Consider the following 15,148-nt stretch of genomic DNA (forward strand, 5'->3'; position numbering starts at 1 on the left):
TGGCCCTCCGCATCCGCGGGGGAGCACCCCTGCACCTCCCGGGTCTTAGCCGGCGGGTGGAACCGGTCGAACGGTCCCGGGGACGATTATTCCGGGATCGTCCCCTCGTCGGCAATCCCGGCCTCGAACGACTTCGACGAATCCGTTCCGTCCGCCTGATGCGCGTGCTTGCCAGCGGGTTTGGGCGTCTTCGGCGTGCTGCCGCGCAACGTCAGCAGCGCTGCGGCAGCGCCGAGTACCGCGACGCCGCCCGCGATCGCGGCGGCACCCCATTTGCCGCCGACCTTGTCGATCGGCTTGGCGACGGGCGGCGGCTTCTTGCGCGCCGATATCGGTCGCGGCGTGCCGCGCTTGGTCGAGCGCGGCTTGGGGGCGGGCTTGGGTTTGCGCGAGACGGGGACCGCCTTTTCGGATGCCGGCTTGTCGAGTGCCGGCGCAGCCGGCGCAACCACTGGCTTTGCCGGCTTGGGTGCACTGGCCTTGCGCGGCGCGCGGCGGCGCGTGACGACGGGCTTCTTGGCGTCCGTTTCAGGCGGGTCGGTGTCGGCCACGGCTATGCTCCCTCACAAATGGTCCCGCGGGCGTAACGCATCGGCCTGCGATGCGCTCCGAAAATCGCGCGGCAGGCCTTACCGGAACGGCGGCTCGTCGAACGCCCGCAGCTTGCGGCTGTGGAGCTTGGCGCCCTCCTGGCGAAGCTGCTCGCAGGTTTCGATCCCGATCCGCAGATGCTCGCTGATCGCGCGTTCGTAAAAGCGGTTGGCCTGACCCGGCAGCTTCAGCTCGCCGTGGAGCGGCTTATCCGAGACGCAGAGCAGCGTGCCGTAGGGAACGCGGAAGCGATAGCCCTGTGCGGCGATCGTCGCCGATTCCATGTCGATGCCGACCGCGCGCGACAGCGAGAACCGCAGCGCCGATTTCGAATAGCGCAGCTCCCAGTTGCGGTCGTCGGTGGTGACGATCGTCCCCGTCCGCAGTCGGCGCTTCAGGTCCTCGCCCGACTGGCCCGAGACGATCTCGGCGGCCTTGGCCATCGCCACCTGGACTTCGGCGATCGCAGGAACGGGGATTTCGGGCGGGAGCACGTCGTCGAGCACATGGTCGTCGCGCAGATAGGCATGCGCGAGCACATAGTCGCCGATCCGCTGGCTGGGACGCAGGCCGCCGCAGTGACCGATCATCAGCCAGGCCTCGGGACGCAGCACCGCGAGATGGTCGCAGATCGTCTTGGCGTTGGACGGGCCGACGCCGATATTGACGAGCGTGATCCCGGTACGGTCGTCCGCCATCAGGTGATAAGCGGGCATCTGATGCCGCCGCCATGCGCTGTCGGAGATGATCTTGTCGATGTCGTCCCCGGACGAGATCGTGATCCCGCCCGCCCCCGACAGCGTCGTGAACCGGCTGTCTTCGCCAAGCTGGGTACCCGCCCAGCGAACGAATTCATCGACATAGCGGTGATAGTTCGTAAACAATACGAAGCGCTGCGCGTGTTCGGCAGGGGTGCCCATGTAATGGCGCAGCCGTGCAAGACTGAAATCGGTGCGCAACCCATCGAACAGCGCGAGCGGGCGGGTGTCGTCCTGCGCTACCCACAGCCCGTCGGCGATCTCGTCGCCGATATGCGCGAGCTCGGTGGCGGGAAAGAATCGTGCGAGCTCGGTCGCGGAGACCTCGTCGAGGCTCAGCGCGTGGCCGGGGTCGATGACATAGGGGAAGGGAATCTCCTGCCGCCCTTCGACGGCCTCGACCTCGACGTCGTAATCTTCGATCAGCAGCGTCAGCTGTTCGGTCAGATAATCGGCGAAGATCGCGGGCTTGGTCACGCTGATCCGGTATTCCCCGGGATTCACCATTCGCCCGAACGAGCGGAGCGGCGTGGGGCGGTCAATGCCGCCTTTGTAGATCAGCCGGATTTCGGGATAAGCAAACGAGCCATCGCTGCGGCTTGCCGGATCGGGCACGGTACCGTCGGCGATATACGCACTCATGGCGGACTGGAGCCGCGCGACGGAGGCGCGGTAGAGGCGGTCGAGTTCGGCGACCAGGTCGGATGCGATTGTCATCGCCCAGTGTTACGCGGGCGAGATTACGGAGGCAAGACTGGCACGCGTGCTACGCCAGCTCCGTCATTCCCGCGTGCGCGGGGATGACGGAGCGCGACGTGCAATCAGGCGCGCGACGCGATCAGATCTCGCTGAGCAGATGCTCGGCAGAGCTGACCTTGAACTCGCCGGGGGCCTCGACGTTGAGCTGCTCGACGACGCCGTCATTGACGATCATCGAATAACGCTGGCTGCGCGTGCCCATGCCGAAGCCCGAGCCGTCCATCGTCAGGCCGACCGCCTTGGCGAAATCGCCATTGCCGTCCGCGAGCAGCGTGATGTCGCCGGCGCCAGCCGACTTGCCCCATGCGTCCATCACGAACGCGTCATTGACCGAGGTGCAGGCGACCTCGTCGATGCCCTTGGCCTTCAGTGCGGCTTCCTTTTCGACGAAGCCCGGCAGGTGCTTGGCCGAGCAGGTCGGAGTGAACGCGCCGGGGACCGCGAAGAGCGCGACCCTGCGGCCCGCGAAGAAGGTCTCGGACTCGACCTGATCGGGGCCGTCCGCGGTGGCCTTGACGAGAGTGGTGTTGGGAAGCCGGTCGCCGACGCTGATCGTCATGGAAATTCTCCTGTCGCCGCGAGATCGTCCCGGGCGGACGGTACCTCGTATGGGAGGCGCGCGATTTCAAGCGTGGCGGCGGGGCCGTCGCGACGCTATGGTCTAGGGCATGGACAAGACGGCTTTTCTTTCCGGGCAACTCCTCCTTGCGATGCCGGGGATGAGCGATCCGCGGTTCGCCCGCGCGGTGATCGCAATGTGCAGTCATGATGAAAACGGCGCGCTCGGGATTGGTCTCGGCGCCACCGTCGACGGGCTCGGCTTTCACGATCTGCTCGACCAGTTCGAGATCGCACCCGGCGACGCGCCCAATGCTCCGGTACATTTCGGCGGCCCGGTCGAACCGCGACGCGGCTTCGTCATTCATTCGTGCGACTGGGGCGGGCAGGACACGATCGAGGTCGCAGGGCTCTGGGCCTTGTCGAGCACGATCGACGTGCTCCGCGCGATCGCGGAGGGGAAGGGGCCGTCGCAATGGGTCGTCGCGCTCGGCTATGCGGGATGGGACAGTGGGCAGATTGAGGGCGAACTCGCACGTCCCGGCTGGTTCAACGTCGCCGGCGCTGCCGATCTGGTGTTCGACACGAACGCGGATGAGCGCTGGCGCAGGGCGTTCGAGCGGGCCGGGGTCGACCCGCGGCTGCTGGTGGCGGATACCGGCACGGCGTGACGATCGCCGCGCGCATCCGCGGGTCAAGATGACATTCTAGCGCGGCGAGGACCGTTTCGGGCATCATATAAAGATATCTTTATATTTGATTTGAGCGGCCCGTTCCTCTATGCGGCCCTGCATCCGGCACGGGCATGAGGCCCGCCGATCAAAGATTTCCAGGAGATATCCTCGTGGCCACCACGCTCGCGCCCAAGAAGACGGACGGCAAGACCGATTACGTCGTCGCCGACATCAGCCTTGCCGATTTCGGCCGCGCCGAGATCAACATTGCCGAAACCGAAATGCCGGGCCTGATGTCGCTCCGCGAGGAATTCGGCGCGGCGCAGCCGCTCAAGGGCGCGCGCATCACCGGTTCGCTGCACATGACGATCCAGACCGCGGTGCTGATCGAGACGCTGACCGCGCTCGGCGCCGACGTCCGCTGGGCGACGTGCAACATCTTCTCGACGCAGGACCATGCCGCCGCCGCGATCGCCGCGTCGGGCGTGCCGGTGTTCGCGATCAAGGGCGAGACGCTCGCCGACTATTGGAACTATGTCGGCGACATCTTCTCGTGGGATCGCGACGTCGAGGGCCAGACCGCCAACATCATCCTTGATGACGGTGGCGACGCGACGATGTTCGCACTCTGGGGTGCGAAGCTCGAAGCCGGCCACACGATGCCCGAGCCCGAGAATGAGGAAGAGGTCGAGATGCAGCGTGCGCTCAAGGCGTATGTCGCAAAGAACCCCGGCTATCTGACCGAGACCGTGAAGAACCTGAAGGGCGTCTCGGAAGAGACCACGACCGGCGTTCACCGGCTGTACGAGATCGCCAAGAAGGGCGAGCTGCCGTTCCCCGCGATCAACGTCAACGACTCGGTCACCAAGTCGAAGTTCGACAACCTTTACGGCTGCAAGGAATCGCTGGTCGACGCGATCCGTCGCGCGACCGACGTCATGCTCGCCGGCAAGGTCGCCTGCGTCGCCGGTTTCGGTGACGTCGGCAAGGGTTCGGCGCAGTCGCTCCGCAACGGCGGCGCACGCGTGATGGTCACCGAAGTCGATCCGATCTGCGCACTGCAGGCGGCGATGGAGGGCTTCGAGGTCGTGACGATGGAAGACGCCGTGAAGCGTGCGGACATCTTCTGCACCGCGACCGGCAATGCCGACGTCATCACCGCCGATCACATGAAGGCGATGAAGCCGATGTCGATCGTCTGCAACATCGGTCACTTCGACTCGGAGATCCAGATCGCCGCGCTGTCGAACTATGACTGGACCGAAGTGAAGCCCGGCACCGACCTCGTGAAGTTCCCGGACGGCAAGCAGATCATCATCCTGGCGAAGGGTCGCCTCGTGAACCTGGGTTGCGCCACCGGCCACCCGTCGTTCGTGATGTCGGCCTCGTTCACCAACCAGACGCTCGCGCAGATCGAGCTCTGGACGAAGGGTGAGAACTACAAGAACGAAGTCTATGTCCTGCCGAAGCATCTCGACGAGAAGGTCGCAGCGCTGCACCTCGAGAAGCTGGGCGTGAAGCTGTCGCAGCTTACCCCGAAGCAGGCCGGTTACATCGGCGTGCCCGTCGAAGGCCCGTTCAAGCCGGATCACTATCGCTACTGATCGCCCACGCGATCTGAAGCGGAAAAAGGCCGCGTCTACCGAAGGGTGGACGCGGCCTTTTTTTTTGGATCTGACTGTTGCGCGGCGACTGGTATGCCAGTCTTTCCGTTACATCTCGGTCGCTTGCGGTGCTTTCCTGACGTCCGGCTTCAACGCCGGGGCTGTGGCCGCCGCTGGCGTGGCGGGCGTCTTGCGCCGCACACCGTCGAGCTCCTGTGGCGCATCCGCCGGGGGTGCTGCCTTGTCCGCCGCCGCGGGGGCCGCGCGCAGCGTCTGTCGCGGGCGCATGCATTGCGATGGATCGGGTCGGCGGACCTGCTGGCAGTTCCACAACGCCTTTTCGTAATCGGCCGAGCGATCGCGCAGATAGCTGAACGTGATCGCCGCGCTCTGTGCCGGCGTCAGCGGCGTGGACGTTGCGGCCTTGGTTTTGTCGGACCATGCCATGAACCGGCAAAAGGCACGGTCGCCGCAGGCGATCGTCGCGAGCGTCGGGTAGGCGTTGGGGAGCACGCCGGGCGAGAAGGTCATCAGCACCGTATCGCCCTCGGCCGTCGCGAAAGGCGTCGAGGCCGCGTTCGCGCCGTCACCGGCGACCGCGTCATCGCCCAGTGCGAAGCCGAGCGCGGCGGATGCTTCGGCAATCGCGGCATCGGCTTCAGACAGCGCGGCGGCGGTGCGGTGCGCCTCCGAAATAGGTGCGAGCTGCGCGATGACCGGTTCGCCCTGCTCGGGCGCGCGCCGGAAGGCTGGGGGCGTGCCCCACCAGCCCGACCAACGGAAGAACAGGTGTGACCCGACCGCGACGATCTTGTCGAGGCTCGACTGCCAATAGGGGACGACCCAGTCGGTGTGGTAATGCGTGGCATAGCCGACCGGTCGATAGACATTGCCTGACAATGCGGCGGTCGCGACGCTGCGGGCCCGGCGCCAGGCGTCGTCGGAGGGCTTCCAGCGGAGCAGCGCGCCGTCGCAGCTGAAGCTGAACTGGCATCCCGTCGCGCGCGTCTCGCCTTCGAATACAACCCCGCAGACGGTTTTCGGGAAGGCGGGATGACGCAGGCGGTTCAGCACGACCTGCGCGACGGCGCGCTCGCCGACCGTGTCGTCCCCCGCCTCGTACAGCGTGCCGGCCGCGAGGCAGTCGGTCGCGCGTGCGAGGTCGTCTGCGGTACCGGCGAAGCGGAACGGCCGTGCAGCGGGGTTCGGATCGGTCGAGAACGGCACCGTGGCGTTGAACGCCCGCGCGTCCTCGGGCGCGAGGTCGACGAACCGGACCGGCTCGACCGGGGGCAGCTCGGCCTGGGGCACGACGCGCTGCTTCGGCATCGCGGCGCGTGCCGGGTGCGGTAGCGCCGGGGGATTGGTCACGACGAGCGTCGGCCCGACGATCGCCGCGGCCGCGATCGCGAGTACCGACACGCGCAGATAAACGGCGCCACGCGCATCGGTCATCGTCGTCACTGCTCCGGAAGGAAGTCCGGCACGGACAGATAGCGCTCGCCGGTATCATAGTTGAAGCCGAGGACGCGGACGTCGTCGGGAAGATCAGGGAGCTTCTGCAGGATCGCGGCCAGCGTCGCGCCCGAGCTAATCCCGACCAGCATGCCCTCTTCGGCCGCCGATCGGCGTGCCATGTCCTTGGCGACAGCGGCATCGACTTCGATCACGCCGTCGATCGCCTGGGTGTGGAGATTGGCTGGGATGAACCCTGCGCCGATGCCCTGGATCGGATGCGGGCCCGGCTGGCCACCGGCGATCACCGGCGAGGCGGCGGGCTCGACCGCATAGACCTTCAGTTCGGGCCAGTGCGCCTTCAGTGCCTCGGCGACGCCCGTGATGTGGCCGCCGGTGCCGACGCCCGTGATGATCACGTCGATCGGCGTATCCCGGAAATCCTGGAGGATTTCCTGTGCGGTCGTGCGGACATGCACGTCGATGTTCGCAGGATTTTCGAACTGCTGCGGCATCCAGGCGCCGGGCGTTTCGGCGACGCGCTCGCGCGCGCGTTCGATCGCGCCCTTCATGCCCTTCTCGCGCGGGGTCAGGTCGAAGGTCGCACCATAAGCGAGCATCAGACGCCGACGCTCGACGCTCATGCTCTCGGGCATCACGAGGATCAGCTTGTAGCCCTTGACCGCTGCCACCATCGCCAGGCCGACGCCGGTGTTGCCGCTGGTCGGCTCGATGATCGTGCCGCCGGGCTTGAGGTCGCCGGCCTTTTCGGCGGCCTCGATCATCGCCAGCGCGATACGGTCCTTGATCGAACCGCCAGGATTCGACCGTTCGGATTTCACCCAGACTTCGGAATCGGGGAAGAGCTTCGACAGGCGGACGTGCGGCGTGTTGCCGATCGTGTCCAGGATCGAGGAGGCTTTCATGGCTTGGCTTCTCCGTGCTGTGGTTCGGTCTCTAGGATCTCGGGGGGATCAAAGGTCTTCGCCGCCCCGAGTTCCGGGAACAGGCGCGCCCAGCCGATCGTGACGGCAATAGCACCAACCCCGCCGAACACCACTGCGCCGACGGGGCCGAGCAGCGACGCCATCACCCCGCTTTCGAATTCGCCGAGCTCGTTCGAGGCCGAGATCGTCAGCTGCGACACCGCGCTGACGCGGCCGCGCATTACGTCGGGGGTGTGCAGCTGGATGAGGGACTGGCGGACATAGACCGAGATCATGTCCGCACCGCCCGCGACGATCAGCGCAACGAGGCTGAGGACGAACGCGGGATGGATGGGGAACCCCGCAATCGTGCCGGGGGTGAGCCCGATCAGCTCGACGATCGGCGTCGCGACCCCGAAGGTGAGGATCGCGATACCGAACACGATCACCGCGACCAGCATCTTGACCCCGACATTGCGCGACATCGGTCGAATCGAGAACCAGATCGCGGTGACCGCGGCACCGATCCCCATGCCCGCGGCGAGCACGCCGAGCCCCTGCGACCCGACATGCAGGATATCCCGGGCATAGACCGGCAACAGCGACGTGGCACCCGCCAGCAGTACCGCGAAAAGGTCGAGCGTGATCGTCGCGAGCACCAGCCGGTTGCGGCGGACATAGGTGAAGCCCTCGATGATCCGCGCGAGGGGGCGATGGTCGGTCTGCGCGGCGGGCTGTGCCACCGGGCCGATCAGGAACATGAACACCAGCGCGACAAGGAAGAGCAGCGTGGCCACGCCGTAAGCGACCTCGGGATGGATCGCGTAGAGCAACCCACCGACGCTGGGGCCTGCGATCGTTCCGACCTGCCACGCGATCGAGCTGATCGCGATCGCGGTGGGGAGCACAGCCCGGGGCACGAGATTGGGCGCGAGCGCCGAATAGGCCGGGCCGGAAAAGGCGCGCGCGACGCCGAAGGCGACCGCGGCGGCGAACAGTGCGCCGAGCGTGAGATGGCCGGACCAGGTCAGCAGCCAGAGCGTCGCGGCGGTGAGCACCAGCAGCGTCGTCGTGCCGCGGACGATCCAGCGCCGGTCGAAGCTGTCCGCGACGAGCCCGGTGATCGGGGTCAGCAGGAACAGCGGCACGAACTGCGCAAAGCCGATCATCCCGAGCATGAACGCCGCCTGGCGGATGTCCATCGTTTCGCGCGCCAGGTTGTAGACCTGCCAGCCGATGACGATCGACATCGCGCTGACCGCGATCGTGCCGGCGAACCGCGACAGCCAATAGGCGCGAAAATTGGCGATCCGGAAGGGATGCTGATGCGGGTCGATCGTAGGATTCATTGTCCCGGGCTTTAGGGGGTCGGGCGCGGGAAGGGCAACCGGAGCTTTGCTTGGGGCGGGGATAGGGGCGGGGGCGACGGCCCGCGTGTCAGGCGCGACGGATCGAAGCTCGCGGGACAGTCGCAAAATCGCATACCCCAGACGGGAATTGATGTTCGGCCCCGTCCGCGCCTATAGGCTGCGGCAACTCCCCTACGGAAAACGAGGTTTCCCACATCGTGGCCAAAGCCCCCCCAGCACGTGCAATCGCCGAGCCCCCGATCACCAACCGTGAACGGCCAGCCGAACCCAAGCCCTATGAGGCCAGCAAGGACGAGCTGCTCGCCTTCTACAAGCAGATGCTGCTGATCCGGCGTTTCGAGGAAAAGGCGGGCCAGCTTTACGGTCTCGGCCTGATCGGCGGCTTCTGCCATCTGTACATCGGCCAGGAAGCCGTCGCCGTCGGCCTGCAGTCCGCGCTCGACGGCGAGACCGATTCGGTCATCACCGGCTATCGCGACCACGGCCACATGCTCGCCTACGGGATCGACCCGAAGGTGATCATGGCCGAGCTGACCGGGCGCGGCTCGGGCATCTCGAAGGGCAAGGGCGGGTCGATGCACATGTTCTCGACCGAGCATAAATTCTACGGCGGGCACGGCATCGTCGGCGCGCAGGTGTCGCTGGGCACCGGCCTCGCGTTCAAGCATAAATATTCGAACGACGGCGGCATCTGCATGGCCTATTTCGGCGACGGCGCCGCAAACCAGGGCCAGGTGTATGAGAGCTTCAACATGGCCGAGCTGTGGAAGCTCCCGATCATCTTCGTGATCGAGAACAACCAGTACGCCATGGGCACGAGCGTCAATCGCGCCTCGGCCGAGGACCAGCTCTATCGCCGCGGCGAATCGTTCCGCATTCCCGGCATCCAGGTCGACGGCATGGACGTGCTGGCGTGCCGCGGGGCCGCTGAAGAGGCGATCGCCTGGGTCCGCGCGGGCAAGGGCCCGGTCATCCTCGAGATGAAGACCTATCGCTATCGTGGCCACTCGATGTCCGATCCGGCGAAATACCGTACGCGTGACGAGGTCCAGGCGGTCCGCGACAAGTCCGACCCGATCGATCACATCAAGAAGCTGCTCGACGAGCAGGGCGTGACCGAGGCGGACCTGAAGTCCATCGAACAAGAGATCAGGAAGACCGTGAACGAAGCCGCCGATTTCGCCGAGCAGACCCCCGAGCCGGATGTCGCCGAGCTCTACACCGACGTTCTGGTGGAGTCGTACTGATGGCGATCGAGATCAAGATGCCCGCGCTCTCCCCGACGATGGAAGAGGGCACGCTCGCGAAGTGGCTCGTCAAGGAAGGCGATAGCGTCAAGTCCGGCGACATCATGGCCGAGATCGAGACCGACAAGGCGACGATGGAGTTCGAGGCGGTCGACGAAGGCACGATCGGCAAGATCATGGTTGCCGAAGGTACCGACAATGTGAAGGTCGGCACCGTCATCGCGACGCTGCTCGAAGAGGGCGAAAGCGCCGACAGCGCGCCGACCGAAGCGCGCGCGGGCGAAGCCGCCAACGCCGCGCCGAAGGAGACGCCGTCGGACGACAAGGCGCCGCCGGTGCCCGAAGGCGCGTCGCCTGCCAAGGCCGAGAGCGGGACGCAGCAGCTCGTCGCGTCGGCGGAGAAGTTCGGCAAGACCGATCCGGCGATCCCGGAGGGTACCGAGATGGTCAAGACGACCGTCCGCGAGGCGCTGCGCGATGCGATGGCCGAGGAAATGCGCGAGGACGACCGCGTCTTCGTGATGGGCGAGGAAGTCGCGCAGTATCAGGGCGCGTACAAGGTGACCCAGGGGCTGCTCGACGAGTTCGGCGAGCGCCGCGTGATCGACACGCCGATCACCGAATACGGCTTTGCCGGTATCGGTGCAGGCGCGGCGATGGGTGGCCTCCGCCCGATCGTCGAGTTCATGACCTTCAACTTCGCGTTGCAGGCGATCGATCACATCATCAACTCGGCGGCCAAGACCAACTACATGTCGGGCGGCCAGATGCGTTGCCCGATCGTGTTCCGCGGTCCCAACGGCGCGGCGTCACGCGTTGGTGCACAGCATTCGCACAACTTCGCAGCATGGTATGCGAGCGTCCCCGGCCTGATCGTGATCGCGCCCTATGACGCGGCGGATGCCAAGGGCCTGCTGAAGGCGGCGATCCGCACCGACGATCCGGTCGTGTTCCTCGAGAACGAGCTGATGTACGGCCGCAGCTTCGACGTCCCCAAGCTCGACGACCATGTCCTGCCGATCGGCAAGGCGCGCATCGTCCGCGAGGGCAAGGACGTGACGATCGTCAGCTATTCGATCGGTGTGGGCATCAGCCTCGAAGCCGCCGAGAAGCTCGCCGAGGAGGGCATCGACGCGGAGGTCATCGACCTGCGCACGCTGCGCCCGCTCGACACCGACACGGTGCTGAAAAGCCTCGCCAAGACCAACCGCATGATCATCGTCGAGGAAAACTGGGCAACCTGCTCGATCGCGTCCGAAATCGTGTCGGTGGTGATGGAGCATGGCTTCGACGACCTCGACGCGCCAGTGCTGCGCGTGACCAACGAGGACGTGCCGATGCCCTATGCGGCGAACCTCGAAAAACTGATGCTGGTCGATGTCGCCAAGGTCGTCGATGCGGCGAAGAAGGTGACGTACCGGTAACGGCTTGCCGTTCGAGCGAGGGGCTGCGTGCGGTGTCTGCCGCCCAGCCCCAAGGCCGTTTCGTGGAGTTTTCGCGAACCGACGCCGTCAGGCGCTGAACTGAGTGCAAGGCGAGGCGGTGCCTGTCGATTGCACGTCGTTGACCTTACGCTCGCGTACCGTCATCCCGGTGATCGATCGCAATGTGCGCGCACCGAGAAAACTGTTCGAGATGAGCGGCTGATAGGCATAGACGACCTCAACGAAGATGACTTCGTCGTTGGGACCCGCGGCGATCTTGCGCCCAGATGGTCCGATTCCCGCAACACCCAACGACGCGCCGGCAGCGCCATAGGACGACGCCACCGCCAGCGCGCCCGAACAGCGTTGCCATCGGATCCTTTGATTGGTCACCGTGCCGGCCGAATCCAGGACCGGCTGCACGCTCGAAACGATGATGCGGCCGTTTGCGGCGAAGCCCATCGTCGATCCGATGTCCTTGATGCCATTCAGTGACTCGGTGATGTCGCCCTCGCTGATGCCGATCCGTATGCGCGCGATCTGGTCCGTCGTGAGTGTCGCGACGTCACCGACTTTCTGCGATGCATAAGCAAGATTGACGGTTTCCATCCCGACCATCGTCAGGCCGACGAAAATCGGTAATGCCAGCGCGAATTCCGTCAGCGCGATGCCGGACCGATCGCCGAGAATTGCCATGGCGCGCCGTCGCGTTGGGCGTAGTTTGGGGGAGGTGATCACGATTTACACCGGATGGTTGGGGCGGTCTGCGCTTCGAACGGTTGGCGGCGAACCACCGTGCTCGCCTGCGTGCCGGTGCGCGACGATCCGCCGATAAAGCGGTTGATCGGCAGCAGCCGGTCATATGTCACCGTGACAGTATATTTAACGATGTCGTCGGCCCCGCCGATCGAATTTGCGCCCGTGGTCACGATGTTGCGGACACCGTTATTGTCGACGTCTTCCCAACAATCCGACTTGTCCTTCACGCCATTACCATCGGTATCGACAGGACCGTCAAGAATGCCGTTGTTGTTGAGATCCTGCGTCAGACGCTCGAGCGAGCCGAAGCTGTTATACCGGTTCACGCTACCGCGCACGATGTCCACCGTGGCGGAGGGCGCGACGCGTCGGATCTGCGCGCGCAGTTCGGTCTCGCCGACGCTCGCATCGGCATTCTGCAGCGTAACCGCACGGGTCAGCGTCTCGACTGCGCCAAGCGTGACGGACCGGACATAGGCCTGATAGCCGACCTCCATCGTTCCCATGATCATCACGCAGAGCGGGGCAAGGATCAGTGCGAACTCGGTTACCGTCGCACCGCGTTGATTCTTGGCGATTGCCGTGAAGGGGCGGTATCTCACCGCGAGAGCCTCAGCGACCCGATATTCTCGCCGATGTCCTGGAACGCCTTGTTGAGCGCATCGCTGTCCGCGGCGCGATAGCCATAGCCGGCGCCCGACGAACAGGCCTGAAGCGCAGCAGACAGGGTCGATCCGTTGCCGAAGGAGATCGCGTAGATTTCCGCTTCCATATTCTTGATCGCGTCGCAGGTCATCAGCAGACGCTTTTCGTGGTTTTCATCCGACGTGTCGCGGTTGCCGTTGTTCGTAATGCGCCTCCAGAACAGCTCTTGCGCATAGGCTCCATAGCCGACGTTGCCGGTGTCCATCTCGCCGTCGGTCATCAGGATGACATAGCGTTTGACCGGGAAGCCATTGTAGATTGCCGGATTGTCACTTCCCCATAATCCGTTTCGCGACAACAGCCGTGCCGCCCACAACATGCCGATATCGAGATAGGTGCCGCCGTTCGCAACAAAGCCGGTGTTGAACGCGAAATAGTCATTGAACGCGTTTGCCGTCATCGGCGCGAGCTCGCGCATTGCCTTGGGGCAGGCATATTGCGCGACCCCGGTCGCCTCCGTATCGGCCATCGTCCAGCGTGTGTCCGTGCTGTTGGGGACGACGTCGAATTTCAGGTCCTGCGCGTTCGCCGGAAGGTTGCCGGGGATCTGATAGCCTGAGTTGGCCGTGATCAGGTTGCTCGTGCCACGTTCCTCGACGCACCCGTCCCACTTCTTGGCGATCCAGTCAGCGTCGTGAGATGTCGTTGCAGGCGCGTAGGCACAGGACGTGGACGCTGCGCCGCACCAGGAGTAGCGGTAGGATCCGCTGGCATTGAACCAGCTGGGATTGCGGGCATAGAGCGTCGCTCCCGTCGCACCGGTGCTGAGCCCAGGGTTCGTCATCTGTGAGAACGGCACGATCGCCCAGCGAATCCGCTTGCGGGAGCTGGAGGACGCAGCGGAAAATTGCGATTCGATGATTGCCATCTGCGCCTGAAGCGACTTCAGCGCATTGCGCAGCCCCTGCATGCGCGAGATGTTGCCCGTTCCGAGTGCGCCTTCTTCTGCAACATAGGTCACGTCCTTTCCGGCGACCCGGAGGATGTTTCCCAACTGCGCATTGGCATAGGTACTGCAGCTCGAAGCCGTGCGTGCTGGCGCGCAGGCCATCGAGCCGGTGGTATCTAGAACTAGGACGATGTCGATGTTCGCATAGTCGTCGCGGGCACTGCAATTGACCGTTACCGCGACGGTGCTTGTCCCGAACAGCCGCATGATCGCGGTGTTCATCGTCGTCGACAGCGTCAGGTTGATCGTATCCGTCGCGCTGGTGAGCGTGGGAGCGATCGTGAACGGCGCGGTGTCGTATGACGTCTGCGGGAAGTTGAAGTTGACGAAGCTTGCGATCTGCCCGGAAACGCTGGTGGATAGCGACCCCCCGGCGCCCATCGCCCGCCGCCCGGCCAGTACGCCGGCGTCACAGGCCTGCTGAAGTCGCGTGCGCACGAGATAGGCGCGGCTGAGATCGACACCGGCACCGATAAAGGCCGTCATCGGCAGGATCGCCGCCGCGACGATTGCCAGGACATTACCCTTGGTGTCGCGAGCTAGCCTGCCTAGAAAGCCACGGGCCGGCGAAGATGCCTTATTCCTACAGAATCGCATTGTGCGCCATCGAACGAAATTGGAAGTGCAGGTCTTGCACCGGAAGTCGATAAGCGGAGCACAAGCAATATGGTTAACGGGACCGCCTCGTCGCAGACGGCACCTTCCGTGACGGCCGTCCATCCCGAGCGCGCGCTAGCCCTGAGCTACGCCCCGGCCTCGACCCGGCCCGGGCTCGAGGCGCTGTTCGCGCTCGACACGGCGCTCGGCACGATCCTCAAGACGACGCGCGAGCCGATCGTCGGGCAGATGCGGCTGACCTGGTGGTATGAGGCGCTCGGCCGGCTCGATACGGCGCCGCCGCCGGCCGAGCCCGTGTTGCAGGCGCTCGCACACCATGTCGCGCCGCAGGTCGCCGGTACGACGATCGCGACGATCGCCGAGGGGTGGGAGGCGCTGCTCGAAACGCCGCTCGACGATGCGGCGGTCGAACGCTTTGCCCGTCTGCGCGGCGGACAGCTGTTCGCGGCGGCGGCATCCTTGCTGGCGGTGTCGGACGATCGCATCGCGGCGGCGGGCGAGGGATGGGCGCTGGCAGATCTGTCGCTGCGGCTGTCGGATCCGCAACGCGCGGCAGGCGTGGCCGCGATGGCGCGCGGGCGGCTCGATACGGCGCTCCACGGCCGCTGGCCACGACGCGCACGATCGCTCGGCGCACTCGCACTGCTGGCGCGGGCCGATCTTACCGCGCCGGAGCATCCGGCTGGCAGCCCGAAGCGGGTCGGCCGTCTGCTGCTGCACAGACTGGTCGGATACTGACCGGTTCGTTTGA

At 65.3% G+C, this 15,148-nt stretch carries 14 protein-coding genes; 5 read left to right on the plus strand and 9 right to left on the minus strand.

Translation table 11 applies throughout. The features are described from left to right. Positions 1-86 precede the first annotated feature (86 nt). The 3 genes from C8J24_RS13110 to C8J24_RS13120 all read right to left on the minus strand — a co-directional run bounded on the left by C8J24_RS13110 (position 87) and on the right by C8J24_RS13120 (position 2,667). On the minus strand, positions 87-551 hold the full coding sequence (locus tag C8J24_RS13110; protein ID WP_107933046.1) for a hypothetical protein: 465 nt from the start codon (positions 549-551) through the stop codon (positions 87-89). Positions 552-629: 78 nt separating this feature from the next. Continuing rightward, positions 630-2,066 (minus strand): AMP nucleosidase, encoded by a 1,437-nt coding sequence (locus tag C8J24_RS13115; RefSeq protein WP_056407650.1) that lies wholly within the window; start codon positions 2,064-2,066, stop codon positions 630-632. A 121-nt stretch (positions 2,067-2,187) separates the two neighbouring features. Continuing rightward, positions 2,188-2,667: a peroxiredoxin gene (locus tag C8J24_RS13120; RefSeq protein WP_031394784.1), complete on the minus strand. Its 480-nt coding sequence runs from the start codon at positions 2,665-2,667 to the stop codon at positions 2,188-2,190. A 109-nt stretch (positions 2,668-2,776) separates the two neighbouring features. Between C8J24_RS13120 and C8J24_RS13125 the strand changes: the two genes are divergently transcribed. Then, a complete protein-coding gene (locus C8J24_RS13125) occupies positions 2,777-3,337 on the plus strand; it encodes a YqgE/AlgH family protein (protein ID WP_107933048.1) in 561 nt (186 codons plus the stop codon). Positions 3,338-3,510: 173 nt separating this feature from the next. Next, on the plus strand, positions 3,511-4,944 hold the full coding sequence (gene ahcY / locus C8J24_RS13130; protein WP_107933050.1) for an adenosylhomocysteinase: 1,434 nt from the start codon (positions 3,511-3,513) through the stop codon (positions 4,942-4,944). Between the two features lie 108 nt (positions 4,945-5,052). Here ahcY and C8J24_RS13135 read toward each other — a convergent pair whose 3' ends face one another. From C8J24_RS13135 to C8J24_RS13145, 3 genes are read right to left on the minus strand one after another with little or no spacing between them, the layout of a single operon-like run. Continuing rightward, positions 5,053-6,399 (minus strand): cell wall hydrolase, encoded by a 1,347-nt coding sequence (locus C8J24_RS13135; protein WP_107934192.1) that lies wholly within the window; start codon positions 6,397-6,399, stop codon positions 5,053-5,055. 5 nt (positions 6,400-6,404) lie between these two features. Next, a complete protein-coding gene (cysK, locus tag C8J24_RS13140) occupies positions 6,405-7,325 on the minus strand; it encodes a cysteine synthase A (RefSeq protein WP_031394778.1) in 921 nt (306 codons plus the stop codon). Continuing rightward, the gene (locus C8J24_RS13145) at positions 7,322-8,674 is read right to left on the minus strand and encodes an MFS transporter (RefSeq protein WP_056676181.1); all 1,353 of its coding nucleotides are present in this window, start codon (positions 8,672-8,674) and stop codon (positions 7,322-7,324) included. The genes cysK and C8J24_RS13145 overlap by 4 nt, the downstream gene beginning before the upstream one ends. 218 nt (positions 8,675-8,892) lie before the next feature. Between C8J24_RS13145 and pdhA the strand changes: the two genes are divergently transcribed. Together pdhA and C8J24_RS13155 are read left to right on the plus strand one after the other, a co-directional pair. After that, complete coding sequence (gene pdhA, locus C8J24_RS13150; protein WP_031394777.1) at positions 8,893-9,942, plus strand: pyruvate dehydrogenase (acetyl-transferring) E1 component subunit alpha; 1,050 nt, start codon at positions 8,893-8,895, stop codon at positions 9,940-9,942. Beyond that, entirely contained in the window at positions 9,942-11,366 is a 1,425-nt protein-coding gene (locus C8J24_RS13155; RefSeq protein WP_107933052.1) for a pyruvate dehydrogenase complex E1 component subunit beta, read from the plus strand. The genes pdhA and C8J24_RS13155 overlap by 1 nt, the downstream gene beginning before the upstream one ends. A gap of 87 nt (positions 11,367-11,453) precedes the next feature. Here the strand turns inward: C8J24_RS13155 and C8J24_RS13160 are convergent, their stop codons facing one another. The 3 genes from C8J24_RS13160 to C8J24_RS13170 are packed head-to-tail and all read right to left on the minus strand — an operon-like array spanning position 11,454 to position 14,499. Beyond that, positions 11,454-12,062, minus strand: a complete 609-nt coding sequence (locus C8J24_RS13160; protein ID WP_107933054.1) for a TadE/TadG family type IV pilus assembly protein — start codon at positions 12,060-12,062, stop codon at positions 11,454-11,456. A 38-nt stretch (positions 12,063-12,100) separates the two neighbouring features. Further along, positions 12,101-12,727, minus strand: a complete 627-nt coding sequence (locus C8J24_RS13165) for a TadE/TadG family type IV pilus assembly protein (RefSeq protein ID WP_167396762.1) — start codon at positions 12,725-12,727, stop codon at positions 12,101-12,103. Continuing rightward, positions 12,724-14,499 (minus strand): TadE/TadG family type IV pilus assembly protein, encoded by a 1,776-nt coding sequence (locus C8J24_RS13170; protein ID WP_107933058.1) that lies wholly within the window; start codon positions 14,497-14,499, stop codon positions 12,724-12,726. Before C8J24_RS13170 ends, C8J24_RS13165 begins: the two co-directional genes overlap by 4 nt. On the opposite strand from C8J24_RS13170, the gene C8J24_RS13175 reads away from it, so the two are divergent. Further along, a complete protein-coding gene (locus C8J24_RS13175; protein ID WP_244180712.1) occupies positions 14,485-15,135 on the plus strand; it encodes a squalene/phytoene synthase family protein in 651 nt (216 codons plus the stop codon). The two genes, C8J24_RS13170 and C8J24_RS13175, sit on opposite strands and share 15 nt — an antisense overlap. Positions 15,136-15,148: the final 13 nt, after the last annotated feature.

The organism is Sphingomonas aerolata (genome assembly GCF_003046295.1).
GTDB classification, from domain to species: Bacteria; Pseudomonadota; Alphaproteobacteria; order Sphingomonadales; family Sphingomonadaceae; genus Sphingomonas; species Sphingomonas aerolata.

Bases quoted from the DNA above. Each gene is read 5' to 3' on its own strand.
- C8J24_RS13160 (WP_107933054.1), bottom strand. From the start codon at position 12,062: ATGGCAATTCTCGGCGATCGGTCCGGCATCGCGCTGACGGAATTCGCG.
- C8J24_RS13125 (WP_107933048.1), top strand. From the start codon at position 2,777: ATGGACAAGACGGCTTTTCTTTCCGGGCAACTCCTCCTTGCGATGCCG.
- C8J24_RS13145 (WP_056676181.1), bottom strand. From the start codon at position 8,674: ATGAATCCTACGATCGACCCGCATCAGCATCCCTTCCGGATCGCCAAT.
- C8J24_RS13170 (WP_107933058.1), bottom strand. From the start codon at position 14,499: ATGGACGGCCGTCACGGAAGGTGCCGTCTGCGACGAGGCGGTCCCGTT.
- C8J24_RS13135 (WP_107934192.1), bottom strand. From the start codon at position 6,399: ATGACCGATGCGCGTGGCGCCGTTTATCTGCGCGTGTCGGTACTCGCG.
- C8J24_RS13120 (WP_031394784.1), bottom strand. From the start codon at position 2,667: ATGACGATCAGCGTCGGCGACCGGCTTCCCAACACCACTCTCGTCAAG.
- C8J24_RS13115 (WP_056407650.1), bottom strand. From the start codon at position 2,066: ATGACAATCGCATCCGACCTGGTCGCCGAACTCGACCGCCTCTACCGC.
- C8J24_RS13155 (WP_107933052.1), top strand. From the start codon at position 9,942: ATGGCGATCGAGATCAAGATGCCCGCGCTCTCCCCGACGATGGAAGAG.
- cysK (WP_031394778.1), bottom strand. From the start codon at position 7,325: ATGAAAGCCTCCTCGATCCTGGACACGATCGGCAACACGCCGCACGTC.